Below are 14,635 nucleotides of genomic sequence, written 5' to 3'. Positions count from 1 at the left end.
GGATGAACGGACTGACACGCCGACTGGTGCGGCTGGGGCTTTACGCGACGCTTGTAACCGGACTTGCCGGGGGAGGCTCTGCGCAGGATTTAGCGCCGCCGCCAGATCAGGGATTGCTGGTGGTGTATGGCGTTTTGGCGCCCACGCGCGAAGGTGATATTGACCACAAGGAAACGGTTTTCTTTAGTGTTCCCAAGGGACTAAAAGACCGGTTTTACGTCCGGATATTTGACCCGGAGATGAGCGGTCAGCATGATTTCCGTTATGGCCGTTATGGCAACACGGAAACGGAGTACCGCGTGGTTGGCGGTGAGGGTGCCTTTAGTGGTATCGACATGCCCGTGCCCGTAGAGTCCGGCGCGCGGCCAACCAAGGTCAAAAAGTCCGAATTGCTGGCTGAGATGCCGGGCAAAGTGCTGCGCGAACAGACATTTGTCAGTGAAACCGAATATGATGGTGAATGGGTGTCGCTGGGGTCCATTCGGGCGCGTCAGGGCGAAGTGATCGGAGACCGGGCGTGGTTCCGGCTGGATGTGCTGGGCGTGGACGGCGACGATGGCAACGGATTTAACGTCGATGTCAGCCTGTCGCGGGATGTGCATCGCCGGCCCGAAGGCCTTGAGATGGTGGCCTATCAGCCGACTATTCGCTGGCCGGGCGGATCGATTGGCACGCGGGTTGAGCTGATGAACCCCGGTGGCGGGCCGCTGACAGTGCAAAATTTTGACGGTGCAGCGGGTGATCTGCGGTTGAACCGGATGTATTCCGACATTCGCTTGCGTGCCTCGGGTCAGGACACCTGGGCCTCTGAACAGGTGAAGCCGGAAGAAGACTTTCTGGCGATCACACTTCAGGGTGGATTTGAAACACCCAATGACATCACTCTGAGCGTGTTTGATCAGGCCGGTAAGGCGTTGCCGATCACCATGCCACCGCGGCAGGTGCCTCAGCCTGAACGCCCTGATGCGTTACCGCGGGTGCGTGAGCTGGCCGATTGTGCATCGGTGGCGTTTGACGGCAGCTATGATGCTGCGGATCCGTTGCTGTCCTATCGCTGGGATTATGGCGATGGTAGTTTCTCGCAAGAGCCGGTCATTGTGTACAGCTATTTGATGCCCGGACGATATGATGTGCGGTTGCGCGTGCAGGAACCCGGAACACGGGCGGCGCGCGGCAATGAGGCTTTGGTGCCGGTGCATGTGCGGGTGGCGCCACGTGCGGTGGCAGGCAATGCGATCACGGTTGCGCCGGGGGATTTCATCCCGTTTGACGCCAGCAGTTCTGTGCCCAGCGACAGCCCGATCACGCGATATTTGTGGACCTTTGGTGATGGCGCGCTAGCCAATACTGCCACGGCGGACAAATCTTATGCAGAGCCGGGTGCCTATCGGGCAGTGTTGCGGGTCACAGATGACAGCAACCATCCGTGCAACTTTGGCGTTGCGACCCGGATTGTGAATGTGAACTTTCCACCTGTGGCCGAGGCGGGCACGGATCTGAGCACCATTGTTGGGCGCGCAGTGACGTTGGACGGATCGGCAAGTTATGACGTAGACGGTGCCATTCGCGATCACGTTTGGGATATGGGCGACGGCACCGAGCTGGATGGCCCGCGCATTACGCATGTCTACACAGAGCCGGGCGTGTATCGTGTGGCCTTGTCGGTGACGGATGACAGCAATGTATCCAACGCCACCACGCAGGATCGGCTGACCATTAAGGTGAACGCACCACCTGAGCCGGTGATCGAGGGGCCAATGGACCCCATTGCCGTGGGCGAAGCGGTGCTGATGGATGGCCGCAAATCGCGAGACGCGGACGGCGTGATCCTGAGCCATCTGTGGGACTTTGGCGACGGCGCGATGGGCGAAGGCGAGGCGGCGGAATACGCCTGGGCCAGCCCGGGGGTTTACGAAGTTACGCTGACAGTAATCGACAATTCAGGCACGCAGTCAGCGACTCAGTCGGCGCGTTTCGAAGTGGTTGTGAACACGCGCCCGATTGCCGAAGCGGGGCCGGATCAGTTTGTCACCGCATCAGATGTGCAGTTTGACGGCGCAGCGTCGCGCGATATTGACGGCAAGATTGCGCAATACCTCTGGGAATTCGGAGACGGGCGCACAGGGCAGGGTTCAAACCCGGTGCATTCTTATCTGCGTCCCGGCGAATATCAGGTGGCTTTAACCGTCAAGGATGACAGCGGCGCGCCACAAAGCACGCATCGCGACACCATGCGCGTGACGGTGAACGCATCCCCCATTGCGGATGCAGGACCGGCGCTGACCGTGGCACCGGGCGAGGAATTTGTGCTGGATGCCGGGGCCTCGGTGGACCCGGACGGGCGCATTGCCGATTATGTCTGGCGATTTGACAATGGAACTACCAAACCCGGGGAGCGGGTGGCGCATAGTCTGGACCAGCCGGGGCTGCATCGCATTCTGCTGGAAGTCACAGATGATTTCGCAGGCGGCGGGGCGCGCGACGAATCCGAAGTGCTGATCACCGTGAATGCGCAACCGGTGGCCGAGGCCGGGCCGGATGTGTTGATCGCGCCGGATGAGACCATTCGGTTTGACGCGCGCGGCTCGTTTGACCGGGATGGCAAGCTGGCCGGGTATCGCTGGGAGTTTGACGATTTGCAGACACCGCTGGAAGCGGCGGTGATTGAGCGGGCATGGCCCACGGCGGGGATTTTCAACGCGCGTCTGGTGGTGCTGGATGACAGCGGTGTGGCCAATGGCACCGCAACTGATACGGTTTCCATCCATGTGAACCATCGCCCCGAGGCGGATGCCGGTCCGGTGGTGGATACTGACCGGTTGCTGGTTCAGCTGAATGCCAATGGCTCCAGCGACGCAGATGGAGATAACCTTGTTTATATGTGGGACTTTGGCGATGGGTCAGACCCCGTTTACGGGTTGGAAGTTGCGCATGTTTTCCCACGGGCCGGGCGCTATCCGGTGACGTTGCGGGTGGATGATGGATCAGGGTTGGCCAATGCGCGCGATGTGGACGCCACAACGGTGATCATCAATGCACCGCCCGTGGCGAATGCCGGGGGCAATCGCGACGTGTGTTCAGGGCAGTCGATCCTGTTTGACGCGTCTGCGTCCAGCGATGCGGATGGTGATCTGCTGCGCTATGCTTGGGATTTCGGAGACGAGTCCGGCGCTGATATTGTGAACCCATCGAAGATATACGAAATGCCGGGCACCTATCCGGTGACGTTGAGCGTTGCGGATGAAAGCGGGTCCAAACGGGGCACTGACATGGACCGGATTGCGGTCATTGTTCAGGAAGGCCCGATCGCCAATGCGGGCGAGGACATGACGGTCTGTGTCAATCAGGAAATCCGTATGGATGGTTCCGGCTCGACCGATGCGGATGGTTCTGTGAACGCGTTTGAGTGGAGCTTTGGCGATGGCAGCCGGGCCAGTGGTTCAACACCTGTCAAAAGCTTTGACCGGTCTGGCACCTATGCGGTGACGCTGACCATAACCGGCGATGCCAAGGGGCAATGCAGCCCGCTGGATACTGACGTCGTGAATGTGACCGTGTTGGCGGCGCGCAGCCAGTCGATTGATGCGGTGGAGCGGGCGCCTGCAGGGCAGCCTGTCGATTTCGCCGTGGTGTTGGGGAACGAGCCTGATACCGGCGAGCCGGTGGCCTATAACTGGACGTTTTCGGATGGCGGCACGGCAGAGGGCACGTCTGTGAGCCATGTCTTTGAAGAACCCGGCATCTATCTGGCAACTCTGGAGACCACGCTTGAGGGCGGGGTGCAGGATTGCGGCAAGCTGGTCACGCGCCACAAGGTTTTCGTGAACGCGCCACCGGAGCCAAACATCGACGGGCCGGACACGCTGGCGGTTGGTGAGCTGGTGACGTTTGACGCAAGCGGCACCGAAGACGCGGACGGAGTGATCACGAATTTCGCATGGGACTTTGGCGACGGCACAACCGGAACCGGTGTTGCGGGCAGCCATCGTTACGACGCGCCGGGCACGTACCAGCTGCGCCTAGCAGTGCAGGATGACGCCGGTGTGGATAACAGCGTCGTTGTGCTGGAGCGGGATGTGGTTGTGAACCCTGTGCCTATTGCAGGTCTGGAAACACCACCTGCCTTGTGTGCGGGCGTGCCTGAGGCGTGGATGGTGTCCACGGCAGAAGGTGTCAGCGTTGACTGGCAGTTTGGCGATGGTCAGTCCGGCACCGGACCCACGCAGGAACATACATTTGCCAAGCCGGGTCTTTATCCGGTGGCTGTGACCACCGATGACGGGCGCGGGTTGGCCAATTCTGTGTACCGCGAAGAAGTCTATGCGCGGGTGAATGCGATGCCAGAGGCTGATGCAGGGCCGGACCGCACGGTATGTCCGGGCGAACAGGTCACGTTCCGTGCAGGCGCGCATGATGCGGACGGGCAGATCACGCAATGGGTCTGGCGGTTCTCGGATGGTGTGGAACTGCAGGGCGCTGAAGTCAGCCGGGCGTTTGACACCGCCGGACAGCTTGATGTCGAGCTGAGCGTTGTGGATGACAGCGGCGCCATGTGTAACACCGGCACCGATATGGCGGCGATCCTTGTCAACGGCGCGCCTCAGGTGGATGCCGGACCGGACCGTGAAACGCCGGTTGGGGCGGCACATGATGTGCTGCGCTTTGACGCCAGTGGGGCCAGCGACCCGGATGGTCAGGGCCTGTTGATCAAGTGGGATTTCGGAGACCAGACCAACGTCGCGGGCGCCGTGTCGCGCCATCGCTATGCCAGTGCGGGCACCTATACCGTGACGGTCACAGCGCGTGACAGTACGGGTCTGGCCTGTGGTGTGGCCACGGATACAGCGCAGATCACGGCGCGGGCGCGTGAGACCGGCAACTGATGCGGTTTCCACTACCGCTTAAGTTCTTCCTGTTTGCAGCGCTGGTGGCGGTGGTGCCGCTGGCGTTGGTGGGGCAGAACCTTGTCCAGATCACGCGGGACGAGCTGAAAAGCGCGGCCAACGAAGATCTGACCGGCGTCGCGGCGCAGGTGCGGGGAGAGTTTGACAGCTATTATCAGGGTCGTTGGCTGGCTCCGTTGGCGGTGATCCGGTCTGGAGTGGACAATCCAGAGCTGGATGTGGCGCAAAAGGTGTCGCTGCTGACGCTGGGGATCGAGCAGCTGGAAGGCGTTGTTGCGCTGCAGTTGAGCGTCGAGGGGTCTGACGTTCCAATGATGGTGTCGGACCAGGAGTTCGCGCATAAGCTGGCGGAAATTGGTATGGACCCGATGGCCGAACTGGCGGCATCCGGCGATCTGATTGCCAGCATCGAAGGCACCGGCCAATACGGACGTCCGCTGATCCGCCAGATCAAAGAAACCGGGGATTGGATCGCCACGCTGGCCTTGCCGATGAACACAAAGATTGCCGGGCGCAAGCTGACGCTTGTGGCGCGGATCGATCTGGGGTCGCTGCGTACGTCGTTTGAGCGCCATCCGTTCAATCAACGCGGCGAGATCACCATTGTCGATCATGCCGGACGCCGTGCCCTGGTGGACGATCCTGAAGTGATCATGGACCGTGCTATTGTCGCCTCGGCCATGCCGTTGATTGTGGCGGGGGCACGGGCAGATGCGCTGGAAGGATACACGCGCCCGGACGGAACGGCGATGTTGGGTGCTTATGCGTTTCCCGACTGGTTCCCATGGGCTGTGATCACCGAGCTTAGCGAAGACAACGCTTATGCCGTGATCAACCAGATGATGGAACGAATTTTCCTTGTCGGTGCGCTGGGCTTTGCTGCGGCTTCGGCGGCCGCGTTGATATTCTCACGCGGGCTGACCGGGCCGATTGTCAAGATCGGGCGTGTGGCGGACGCCATTGGTGAGGGCGATTTTTCGGCCCGTGTGCAAAAGGTGCGGTCGCGCGATGAAATCGGCGACCTGGCCAAGCGCATCAACACGATGGCGGGCCAGTTGGGCGAACGGTTAGAGCTGATGAAGTTTGTCAGCCATGAAACCGTGAGCGCCATTCAGGCCCGCGAAGGCGAGGGCATCAAACGGGGCGGGGTGCGGCGCGACGTGACCATGCTGTTTTCAGATATTCGTGGTTATACGGCGTTTTCTGAAACCGTGACGCCGGAAGAGGTGATTGAAGTACTGAACCGGTATTTCGAGATGCAGTCCGGGATTGTCGAGAAACATGGCGGGGATATCGACAAGTTTGTCGGGGACGAGCTGATGGCGATGTTCGTGGGCGATGACAAAGAAGATCGTGCGGTGCGTTGTGGCGTCGAGATCCGCGATACGCTGGCGCAACATTTTGGTGGTCAGGATGGCAGCGCGGAACTGGCGGTTGGTATTGGCATTGCATCCGGTGCGGTGGTTTTGGGCGCGATGGGCGCACGTCAGCGGATGGATTACACCGTGTTGGGATCAACCGTGAACCTTGCCGCGCGTTTGTGTTCCAAGGCGGGGCCGTGGCAGGTGATGGTGGATCGCTCGACCTCTGATCTGGTGGATCTGGATCTGGTGGTGGATCAGCAGGCCCCGGTCGCGCTGAAGGGATATGCCGAACCCGTGCCGGTTTTCCTTGCCAATTTTGATGCCGAAGACGTCGCAGAGCAAAGCAGCGTGTGACTGTTCGTTAGGTTGCCGGGGCGCGTGGCCGCTATTTGACGTCGATTTCCTGACGCAAGGCACCGGTGATGCGGTCATAGATCAGGATGCGATTGTCGTCTGTGACCACGGCAAACCATCCCTCGGCGGCAGTGACTGCGTGGGCGCGTGTGCCTTCGGGCAAAGCGATCTCTTCGGGTAATACCGGGCCCGTGTCACGGAAGCGCATGACAATCAGGACAACAATCACTAAAAGCCCGACAATCATCACCCCTGTCAGACCTGTCACCAACAGGCGCAAGAACTTCAGATTGGCCGGTTCAACCGGTTCCGGAGACTGATCCATGTCCAACGCAACTGTTTCCTTTGTTATCGCAGAGGCCCCGCCCAAGCGCCTTGATAAGGCGCTTTCGCGCGATGTGCCAGTGGAAGCGACGTTGTCGCGCACGCGTCTGGCGCGGCTGATCGAAGAGGGGGCGGTTCGGCTGGACGGGGTCGTGGTGCGCGATCTGCGCTACAAGGTGGCCGGTGGCGAGACGGTAGAGATCACGGTGCCGCAGGTCGAAGAGAGCCATATTGGCCCCGAAGACATTCCGCTGACCGTTGTGTTCGAAGATGACGATCTGATTGTGGTGAACAAACCCGCTGGCATGGTGGTGCACCCGGCGCCGGGATCGCCAAACGGAACGTTGGTCAATGCGTTGTTGCATCATTGCGGCGACACGTTGTCGGGTGTGGGCGGAATGAAACGTCCCGGGATTGTGCATAGAATTGATAAAGAAACCAGTGGCTTGCTGGTGGTGGCCAAATCCGACAAGGCCCATCAGGGGCTGGCGGATCAGTTCGCCGCGCACAGTGTGGAACGCTATTACCGGGCGGTGTGTTACGGGGTGCCGGACGCCAATGATCCGCGATTGCGTGGGGTGCGTGGGGTGAGCTTTGAAAGCGGCAACATTATGCGTGTCACCACCCAGCTGGCGCGTCACAAGACAGATCGTCAGCGTCAGGCCGTGTTGTTTGAAGGTGGGCGTCATGCGATCACGCGCGTGCGGATTGTCGAACGGTTTGGCACGCCTGCGGTTGCGGCTTTGGTCGAATGCTGGCTGGAAACCGGGCGCACGCATCAGATCCGGGTACATCTGTCACATGCCGGGCATGGCCTGATTGGTGATCCTGTCTACGGTGGGCGCCGCAAATTGTCAGAAAAGGCCATTGGTCCGGGCGGTGTGGCAGCGACGCGCAGTTTTGCGCGACAGGCGTTGCACGCGGCAATATTGGGTTTTGAGCATCCCGTCAGTGGCGAAATGTTGCGATTCGAAGCGCCAATGCCCGACGATATGCAGGACTTGTTACAGTCTTTAGGGCATATCGGGTGACATAAATGCGCCCGTAAACTACTATTATTACGGCCTTTGTCATGAAAATCGTTGGAATTGGTGGTGGCGCGGCTTTGAAAATCCGTCACAATCTGCACATGGCTGTGAAGAAGCGGCCTGTGCCCTAACAAAACACCGAACGTTAACTTAGTCTTTTATTAAAGAAATGCTGCGACGCCTCTTGAAGGTGCAGTGGAACATATTACCTTAATGTTAATGATATAAACATTGGGAGGCCCGAGTAACATGAGCAACTATGCAAACCTTCCCGCCCCGACACCCGAAGGCGGACTGAACAGATACCTTCAGGAAATCCGCAAGTTCCCTCTTTTGGAACCTGAAGAAGAATACATGCTGGCTAAGCGCTGGGTAGAAGAACAAGATGCGCCTTCTGCCCATAAAATGGTTACCTCCCACCTGCGGCTCGCCGCCAAGATAGCCATGGGTTATCGCGGTTATGGCCTGCCGCAGGCTGAGGTGATTTCAGAAGCCAATGTGGGTTTGATGCAGGCTGTCAAAAAATTTGACCCCGAAAAAGGATTCCGACTGGCGACCTATGCCATGTGGTGGATCCGCGCGAGCATTCAGGAATATGTCCTACGGTCGTGGTCGATGGTTAAGCTGGGCACCACCAGCGCGCAGAAAAAGCTGTTCTTTAATCTGCGCAAAGCCAAGGCGCGGATTGGTGCGCTGGAAGAAGGCGACCTGCGCCCGGAAAATGTTGCACGGATTGCCAATGATCTGGGTGTGACCGAGACCGAAGTGATCTCGATGAACCGTCGCATGTCAGGAGGGGATGCGTCGCTGAATGCTCAGGTTGGTTCTGACGGCGAAGGCACGATGGAATGGCAGGATTGGCTGGAAGATGAAACCGCTGATCAGGCGTCGGATTATGAAGCCAAAGATGAGCTTTCGGCGCGCCGGGAGTTGCTGAGCGAAGCGATGGATGTGTTGAATGACAGAGAAAAAGACATCCTGACTCAGCGTCGGCTGATGGAAAAAGCTGTAACGCTGGAAGAACTGAGCGGTCAGTATGACGTGAGCCGTGAACGCATTCGCCAGATTGAGGTGCGTGCGTTTGAAAAGCTGCAAAAACGGATGCGCGAGTTGGCGGCGTCCAAGGGTATGCTCGCAACCACATAAACGCGACTTGGCAGCGTGATCAAAAGACCTTAGCCTCTTGCGCAACTGGCGCGAGAGGCTTTTTTATGGACGATTTATATGGGTGACCGGGGTCTGGTCCTGCACGTGCCGCAAAGCTGGTTGGAAGACGACACCCAGATGTTGCCGTTCTATCGGAAACTGGGGCAGGGGCTGGACCGGTTGGACGTGCCATGGGCGTTCGAGGGCATCGATCGCGCCATAGCGATCACCCGCATCGAAAGTGATCGGAAGTTTCATATTTTCAACCATGGTCGCGTTGAGCATTCGCGGGCGCTGAATGCAGGTGTGGCGTATATCTATCCGTTCTGGAACCTTGATCCGCGCGGTGTCCGGGCGTTTTCGTCGATTGGGGATCAGAAGTTCCGACCCTTTAAAATCGACAGTCCCAAGGTCAAACCGTTTTTCGGAAAGCTGCGCGACCGTTGGGTGACAGCACGAGATTCCCGTTATGATCAGCCGCGCAGCCCTGAGGAGTTGCCGGAGGGCGCGGTGGCGGTGTTTTTTCAAAGCGAAGCCGACCGCGACCTGGGCGAAACCTGTTATCTGGATCGCTGGACGATGCTGGAGACAACCCTGGAAGCCCGGGACGGACCGGTTGTGGTCAAGCCGCATCCGCTTGAGATGGATCAGGACATTTTCAACCGGTTGCTGGACGTGCAAAAACGCTATCCTCAGCTGGTGATCAGTCAGGGGAATATCCACGATATTCTAGCGGCTTGTGTGCGGGTGGTGACGATCAATTCCGCAGTGGGGATCGAAGCGTTCTTGCATCGAAAGCCGGTGATATTGTGCGGTAAGGCGGATTTTCATCATTTAACCATCGTTGCGCAGGATCGCGAGGCGCTAACGCAAGCGCTGCGGAATGAAGTTTCGGGCCGGGTATATGCCAAGTATCTGTATTGGTATTTTGGCAAAAATTGTGTGGATGCCGGGCGCGATGACGTGGCCGAGCAGGTGCTGCGGCGTGTGATTGGCACCGGGTACGAGATGTCCTAGCTGGCCCAGTTGTGCAGATGACGGACCCGTCTTAGGGTGTAAGCCAATCTGGGAGGAACAACGATGTCGGACACACCTGTACGCTGGGGCATTCTGGGCGCGGCTAATTTTGCAAGAGAGTTTATGGCGCCTGCTATTCACGCGGCCAAAGGAGCAGAGTTGACGGCGTTGGCGACGTCGAGTGTTGAAAAAGCCGCTGGTTTTCGCGCGATTTCTTCGGGCTTAAAGGTGCATCAGGATTATGAGGCTTTGCTGGCCGATCCCGAAATCGATGCGGTTTATGTACCGCTGCCCAATCACATGCATGTCGACTGGTCCATCAAGGCGTTGGAGGCTGGCAAGGCGGTGCTGTGTGAAAAACCGGTTGGTATGGATGTGGCCGAAATTGACACGCTGATTGCGGCGCGGGATCGGGCCGGGTTGCTGGCCGCCGAGGCTTATATGATTGTGCAACATCCACAATGGCAACGAGCGCGGCAGTTGTTGCGTGAAGGTGCGATTGGAGATTTGCGACATGTGAGTGCGGCGTTTTCCTATTTTAATGATGATGCGAATAACATTCGCAATCAGGCAGATGTGGGCGGCGGCGGTCTGCGCGATATTGGCGTCTATGTGATGGGTGGTGTGCGGTTTGTGACCGGGCTGGAGCCTGAGGGTTTGGATTATGCCCGAGTTGAGATGCAGGACGGCTATGATGTATTTGCCGATATGAGTTTCCGGTTCCCGGGGTTTACTTATCAGGGCTATACCGCGATCCGCATGGCGCCCCATCAGAGCTATGTTTTTCACGGCACGAAGGCAGTTATGAGTTTGAACTGCCCGTTCAATGCTACAGTATTTGATCAGGCCGAGGTTAAGATTTCCTATCCGGATCAAACGATTAGAGTGGAGCGGTTTCCGGGTCTGAACCAGTATGTGCTGCAAGTTGAGGCCTTTGGGCGCAGTTTGATGGATGGGACCGCGTATGCGTGGCCTCTGGAGCAGGCGCGGGGCACGCAGAAGATGATTGATATGGTTTTGGCAGAGGCCTGAGCGCGTCGGGATTTGGGCAACGCTCACCCACCCGCCCCGTTGCCCAAATCCCGACGAACCTGTTGATCTGCGTCTTTGATGGGAGGATGAAATGGCCGGAGGATGGGCACGCGATGGTGCGGTGAGCGAGCAGATTGAGGCTTCGCTTCGCGATAGCTGGATCGGATGCAGGCGCAAAGGCGTCCGGTGGGCGAAAGCCTGATGCGCTGCGCCGAATGTGACGAAGACATCCCGGAAGCCCGGCGCAAGGCCATACCTGGGGTCAAGCTTTGTATCGACTGTATGCAGGAACGCGACGCGGGGTTTCAGGCGCGTGGCGGAATAAACCGGCGCGGGTCTAAGGACAGTCAGTTGAAGTGAGTATGGGGCGCCAGGTTCGTGGAAAAATGGCATGACGGACTGTCGTTTCGTAGCCGAATAAAGGTGTAAATTGGATGCATCTTAATTCAAATTGACTAATCCTTTAAATTTTTAGATCACTATTCACAAATCCGTGATGATTTCCGATTTTTTGTTTAGAAATGCCTAAAAGGCGCGAGTTATAATTCCGTGGGGTTGATTTGCGTTAAAGAATAGCGGTTATTGAATTTGGAGTTGAGAAACAAATTCTTTATATCGAATACTTAATACTGATATGTAATTTGATTTTTGCTCAAAACTAGTGAACAGGGACATTTTATGACACACTCAAGTAAAGCAGTTATGCTTGGTTCGGTTGCGGTACTTCTGCTAGCCAATGTGGCCGTGGCCTCGTCTGACACCCATGATGCCGTTGCTGACGACGTTGTTTCGCAACAGCGTCAAACGTTGGCCGAATCCACGACGGGCAAAGGATACGGGCCTCAGTCGCCGCGCGATCTTGATGAAATTGCGGGAAATAACGCGCGCGATTTTGGGACTGCGCCAGCACATACGCAAATGAACCTTTGCAATATCCACTTTCATGAGAACGCTGAGCACAGGGGTGGGAGTTTCACCACCTATGCAGGCAACGGTGATGGGCATGGGTATGGCACCGGTTACAAATATGACGGTGACCTGACAGAGGCCGAGCTGGCCCATTATGACAAGCCTGTTGGCAAATCTGATCACGGCACTTTGGAGCCCGGAGATACGATTGAAGTGCATTATGTGCACAGCACAGCCAAGATTTCGCCGGGCCCGACACTTGGATCGTGTCTGAATGACGCGATTGGGAACCCGCAGTTGCGGGTAGAAACGCAGGTTTTCGTTCTGGTCAATGATGACAGCGCGCTGAACTTTGTTGAGCTTGCCCATACTGAAGAGGTCGGGGGTCTGCATCAGGCGCCAAATATTCCGTCCGACACCGGAACACCCATTCAATATGCCGGGTCTACGACAGGTCCGGGTTACAACGAAAAAGGATCACCATTCCAGGTGACGTGGAACGTGCGTCCGGGAGTTGCCAAGTTGAGCATTGCGTCGGTCGACGAATGGCTTCAGGGCAACGTATTTGACGAAGACCACGCGCATGGGGTGCGCAACCTTGTGGTGAATCCTGACCTGTTGTCGCAGATCGGTAACTAGATACGAAAAAGGGAAGCGCCTTTTGGGCGCTTCCTGAATTGTGTGTGCTGGTCTTTCGGATGTGTTTGGGCAGCGCTGATCAGGCTTCCATTGCTTCCAGTTCGTCAATCATGTCTGAGATCATGCTGAGGCCTTTGTCCCAGAATTTCGGATCACTGGCATCAAGGCCAAAGGGCGCAAGCAGTTCCTTGTGATGCTTGGAGCCACCGGCGCGCAGCATGTCGAAATACTTATCCTCGAACCCGGCGTCGCCTTCGGCGTAGACGGCATAAAGCGCGTTCACCAGACCGTCTCCAAACGCATAGGCGTAGACGTAGAAAGGCGAGTGTACGAAATGCGGGATATAGGCCCAGAAGGTTTCGTATCCTTCCATGAAATCAAACGCTTCGCCAAGGCTTTCGGCCTGTACTGACATCCAGATGGCGTTGATGTCATCCGGGGTCAGTTCGCTTTCGCGTCGGGCGGCGTGCAGTTTGCATTCAAAGTCGTAGAACGCGATCTGGCGCACGACGGTGTTGATCATGTCTTCGACTTTACCCGCCAGAAGCACCTTGCGCTGTTCCTGGGTTTCGGCACCATCAAGCATGGCGCGGAAGGTCAGCATTTCACCAAACACTGAGGCGGTTTCGGCAAGGGTGAGCGGCGTGGAGGAGAGCATTTCCCCCTGATCGGCGGCCAGAACCTGATGCACACCGTGGCCGAGTTCATGGGCCAGCGTCATCACATCGCGCGGTTTGCCCAGATAATTGAGCATCACGTAAGGGTGCACATTGGTGACGGTTGGATGCGCAAAGGCGCCGGGGGCTTTGCCCGGTTTCACACCCGCATCAATCCAACCTTTGTCAAAGAACGGTTCTGCAATCTCGCCCATGCGAGGATCAAACGCCGTGTAGGCATCCATCACGGTTTTGCGGGCGTCGTCCCAAGAAACGGTTGTGGGATCTTCCATGGGCAGGGGGGCGTTGCGGTCCCAGACCTGCATTCGGTCCAGCCCCAGCCATTTGCGTTTCAGGTCGTAATAGCGGTGGCTGAGCTTGGGGTAGGCGGCAACAACCGCGTCGCGCAGGGCCTGAACCACTTCGGGTTCGACATCGTTGGACAGGTGCCGCCCGGTTTGCGCTGTGGGCATGTTGCGCCAGCGGTCGACGACCTCTTTTTCCTTGGTGGCGGTATTGTGGACACGGCTGAAAATTTTGAGGTTGTCGTTAAAGACGCGGGCCAGTTCCTGGGCGGCGGCCTGACGTTTTTCGCGAACCGGGTCGGTCAGAAAGTTGAGCGTGCCTTCGATGTTGAATTCTTCGCCGTCGACCTCAAATGTCAGCCCGGCGATGGTTTCATCAAACAGGCGTTCCCATGCGTCGCCGACCACACCAAGATCGTGCAGGAATTTCTCCAGTTCATCGGAAAGCTGGTAGGGTTTCATTGCGCGGATGCGGTCAAACACGGGCTTGTAGCGTGCAAGCTCGGGGTTCTGTGCAAAGGCTGTGGACAGAGTTTCGTCTTCGATCCGGTTCAGTTCAAGCGTGAAAAACACCAGAGGAGTTGAGAAATTTGTCAGTTTTTCCTGACAGTTGGCCATGAACTGAGCGCGCTGTGCGTCGGTGGTGAGCTGGTAATAGCGCAGGCCCGCATAAGACATGATGCGACCCGAGACCTGAGAGATTTTCTCGTTGCGTTGAACGCAGGTCAGCAGGTCGTCGGCGGACAATGTGGCCAGCTTGTTTTCATAGTCGGCGGCGAAGGCAGCGCATTCTTTTTCCAGAAACGCGAGATCGGCGTCCAATTCAGGTGCGTCGTCGCTGGTGTAGAGGTCGCTCAGATCCCATTCGGGCAGGTTGCCGAGACCGTCTGAGCCGCTTTGGGCATTGGCATCACGGACGGGGAAGGGAAGGTTCAGCATTCAAAAGCTCCGGTTGGA

General features: G+C 57.6%; 9 protein-coding genes and 1 pseudogene. 8 read left to right on the top strand and 2 right to left on the bottom strand.

Features of this window, described 5'->3' with window-relative positions:
* The first annotated feature begins 2 nt into the window (after window positions 1–2).
* Window positions 3–4,883 carry a PKD domain-containing protein gene (locus ABJI08_RS17330; protein WP_348403108.1) on the top strand — a complete coding sequence of 1,627 codons (4,881 nt, stop codon included), beginning with the start codon at window positions 3–5 and terminating at the stop codon, window positions 4,881–4,883.
* Window positions 4,883–6,622: an adenylate/guanylate cyclase domain-containing protein gene (locus tag ABJI08_RS17325; protein WP_348403107.1), complete on the top strand. Its 1,740-nt coding sequence runs from the start codon at window positions 4,883–4,885 to the stop codon at window positions 6,620–6,622. Before ABJI08_RS17330 ends, ABJI08_RS17325 begins: the two co-directional genes overlap by 1 nt.
* Window positions 6,623–6,653: 31 nt before the next feature.
* Here ABJI08_RS17325 and ABJI08_RS17320 read toward each other — a convergent pair whose 3' ends face one another.
* Complete coding sequence (locus ABJI08_RS17320; protein WP_348403106.1) at window positions 6,654–6,947, bottom strand: DUF6476 family protein; 294 nt, start codon at window positions 6,945–6,947, stop codon at window positions 6,654–6,656.
* On the opposite strand from ABJI08_RS17320, the gene ABJI08_RS17315 reads away from it, so the two are divergent.
* From ABJI08_RS17315 to ABJI08_RS17290, 6 genes and pseudogenes are all read left to right on the top strand, one after another.
* Window positions 6,946–7,977 carry an RluA family pseudouridine synthase gene (locus ABJI08_RS17315; protein WP_348403105.1) on the top strand — a complete coding sequence of 344 codons (1,032 nt, stop codon included), beginning with the start codon at window positions 6,946–6,948 and terminating at the stop codon, window positions 7,975–7,977. The two genes, ABJI08_RS17320 and ABJI08_RS17315, sit on opposite strands and share 2 nt — an antisense overlap.
* A 246-nt stretch (window positions 7,978–8,223) precedes the next feature.
* Complete coding sequence (rpoH, locus tag ABJI08_RS17310) at window positions 8,224–9,120, top strand: RNA polymerase sigma factor RpoH (RefSeq protein WP_348403104.1); 897 nt, start codon at window positions 8,224–8,226, stop codon at window positions 9,118–9,120.
* A 78-nt stretch (window positions 9,121–9,198) separates the two neighbouring features.
* Window positions 9,199–10,137, top strand: a complete 939-nt coding sequence (locus ABJI08_RS17305; protein WP_348403103.1) for a hypothetical protein — start codon at window positions 9,199–9,201, stop codon at window positions 10,135–10,137.
* Window positions 10,138–10,200: 63 nt separating this feature from the next.
* Entirely contained in the window at window positions 10,201–11,169 is a 969-nt protein-coding gene (locus ABJI08_RS17300) for a Gfo/Idh/MocA family oxidoreductase (protein WP_348403102.1), read from the top strand.
* 91 nt (window positions 11,170–11,260) lie between these two features.
* A pseudogene (locus ABJI08_RS17295) lies at window positions 11,261–11,529 on the top strand (DksA/TraR family C4-type zinc finger protein).
* Between the two features lie 318 nt (window positions 11,530–11,847).
* Complete coding sequence (locus ABJI08_RS17290) at window positions 11,848–12,717, top strand: delta-class carbonic anhydrase (RefSeq protein ID WP_348403101.1); 870 nt, start codon at window positions 11,848–11,850, stop codon at window positions 12,715–12,717.
* A 79-nt stretch (window positions 12,718–12,796) separates the two neighbouring features.
* Here ABJI08_RS17290 and ABJI08_RS17285 read toward each other — a convergent pair whose 3' ends face one another.
* On the bottom strand, window positions 12,797–14,617 hold the full coding sequence (locus ABJI08_RS17285) for a M3 family oligoendopeptidase (RefSeq protein ID WP_348403100.1): 1,821 nt from the start codon (window positions 14,615–14,617) through the stop codon (window positions 12,797–12,799).
* Between the last annotated feature and the right edge of the window lie 18 nt (window positions 14,618–14,635).

Origin of the sequence: Shimia sp. (assembly GCF_039969785.1) — a bacterium.
Classification (GTDB): domain Bacteria; phylum Pseudomonadota; class Alphaproteobacteria; order Rhodobacterales; family Rhodobacteraceae; genus Shimia.
This window is presented reverse-complemented; position numbering and strand designations above follow the sequence as displayed.

What these genes read in the sequence shown, in the direction of transcription:
- ABJI08_RS17330 (WP_348403108.1), top strand. Translation starts at nt 3, where the DNA reads ATGAACGGACTGACACGCCGACTGGTGCGGCTGGGGCTTTACGCGACG.
- ABJI08_RS17325 (WP_348403107.1), top strand. Translation starts at nt 4,883, where the DNA reads ATGCGGTTTCCACTACCGCTTAAGTTCTTCCTGTTTGCAGCGCTGGTG.
- ABJI08_RS17315 (WP_348403105.1), top strand. Translation starts at nt 6,946, where the DNA reads ATGTCCAACGCAACTGTTTCCTTTGTTATCGCAGAGGCCCCGCCCAAG.
- ABJI08_RS17320 (WP_348403106.1), bottom strand. Translation starts at nt 6,947, where the DNA reads ATGGATCAGTCTCCGGAACCGGTTGAACCGGCCAATCTGAAGTTCTTG.
- rpoH (WP_348403104.1), top strand. Translation starts at nt 8,224, where the DNA reads ATGAGCAACTATGCAAACCTTCCCGCCCCGACACCCGAAGGCGGACTG.
- ABJI08_RS17305 (WP_348403103.1), top strand. Translation starts at nt 9,199, where the DNA reads ATGGGTGACCGGGGTCTGGTCCTGCACGTGCCGCAAAGCTGGTTGGAA.
- ABJI08_RS17300 (WP_348403102.1), top strand. Translation starts at nt 10,201, where the DNA reads ATGTCGGACACACCTGTACGCTGGGGCATTCTGGGCGCGGCTAATTTT.
- ABJI08_RS17290 (WP_348403101.1), top strand. Translation starts at nt 11,848, where the DNA reads ATGACACACTCAAGTAAAGCAGTTATGCTTGGTTCGGTTGCGGTACTT.
- ABJI08_RS17285 (WP_348403100.1), bottom strand. Translation starts at nt 14,617, where the DNA reads ATGCTGAACCTTCCCTTCCCCGTCCGTGATGCCAATGCCCAAAGCGGC.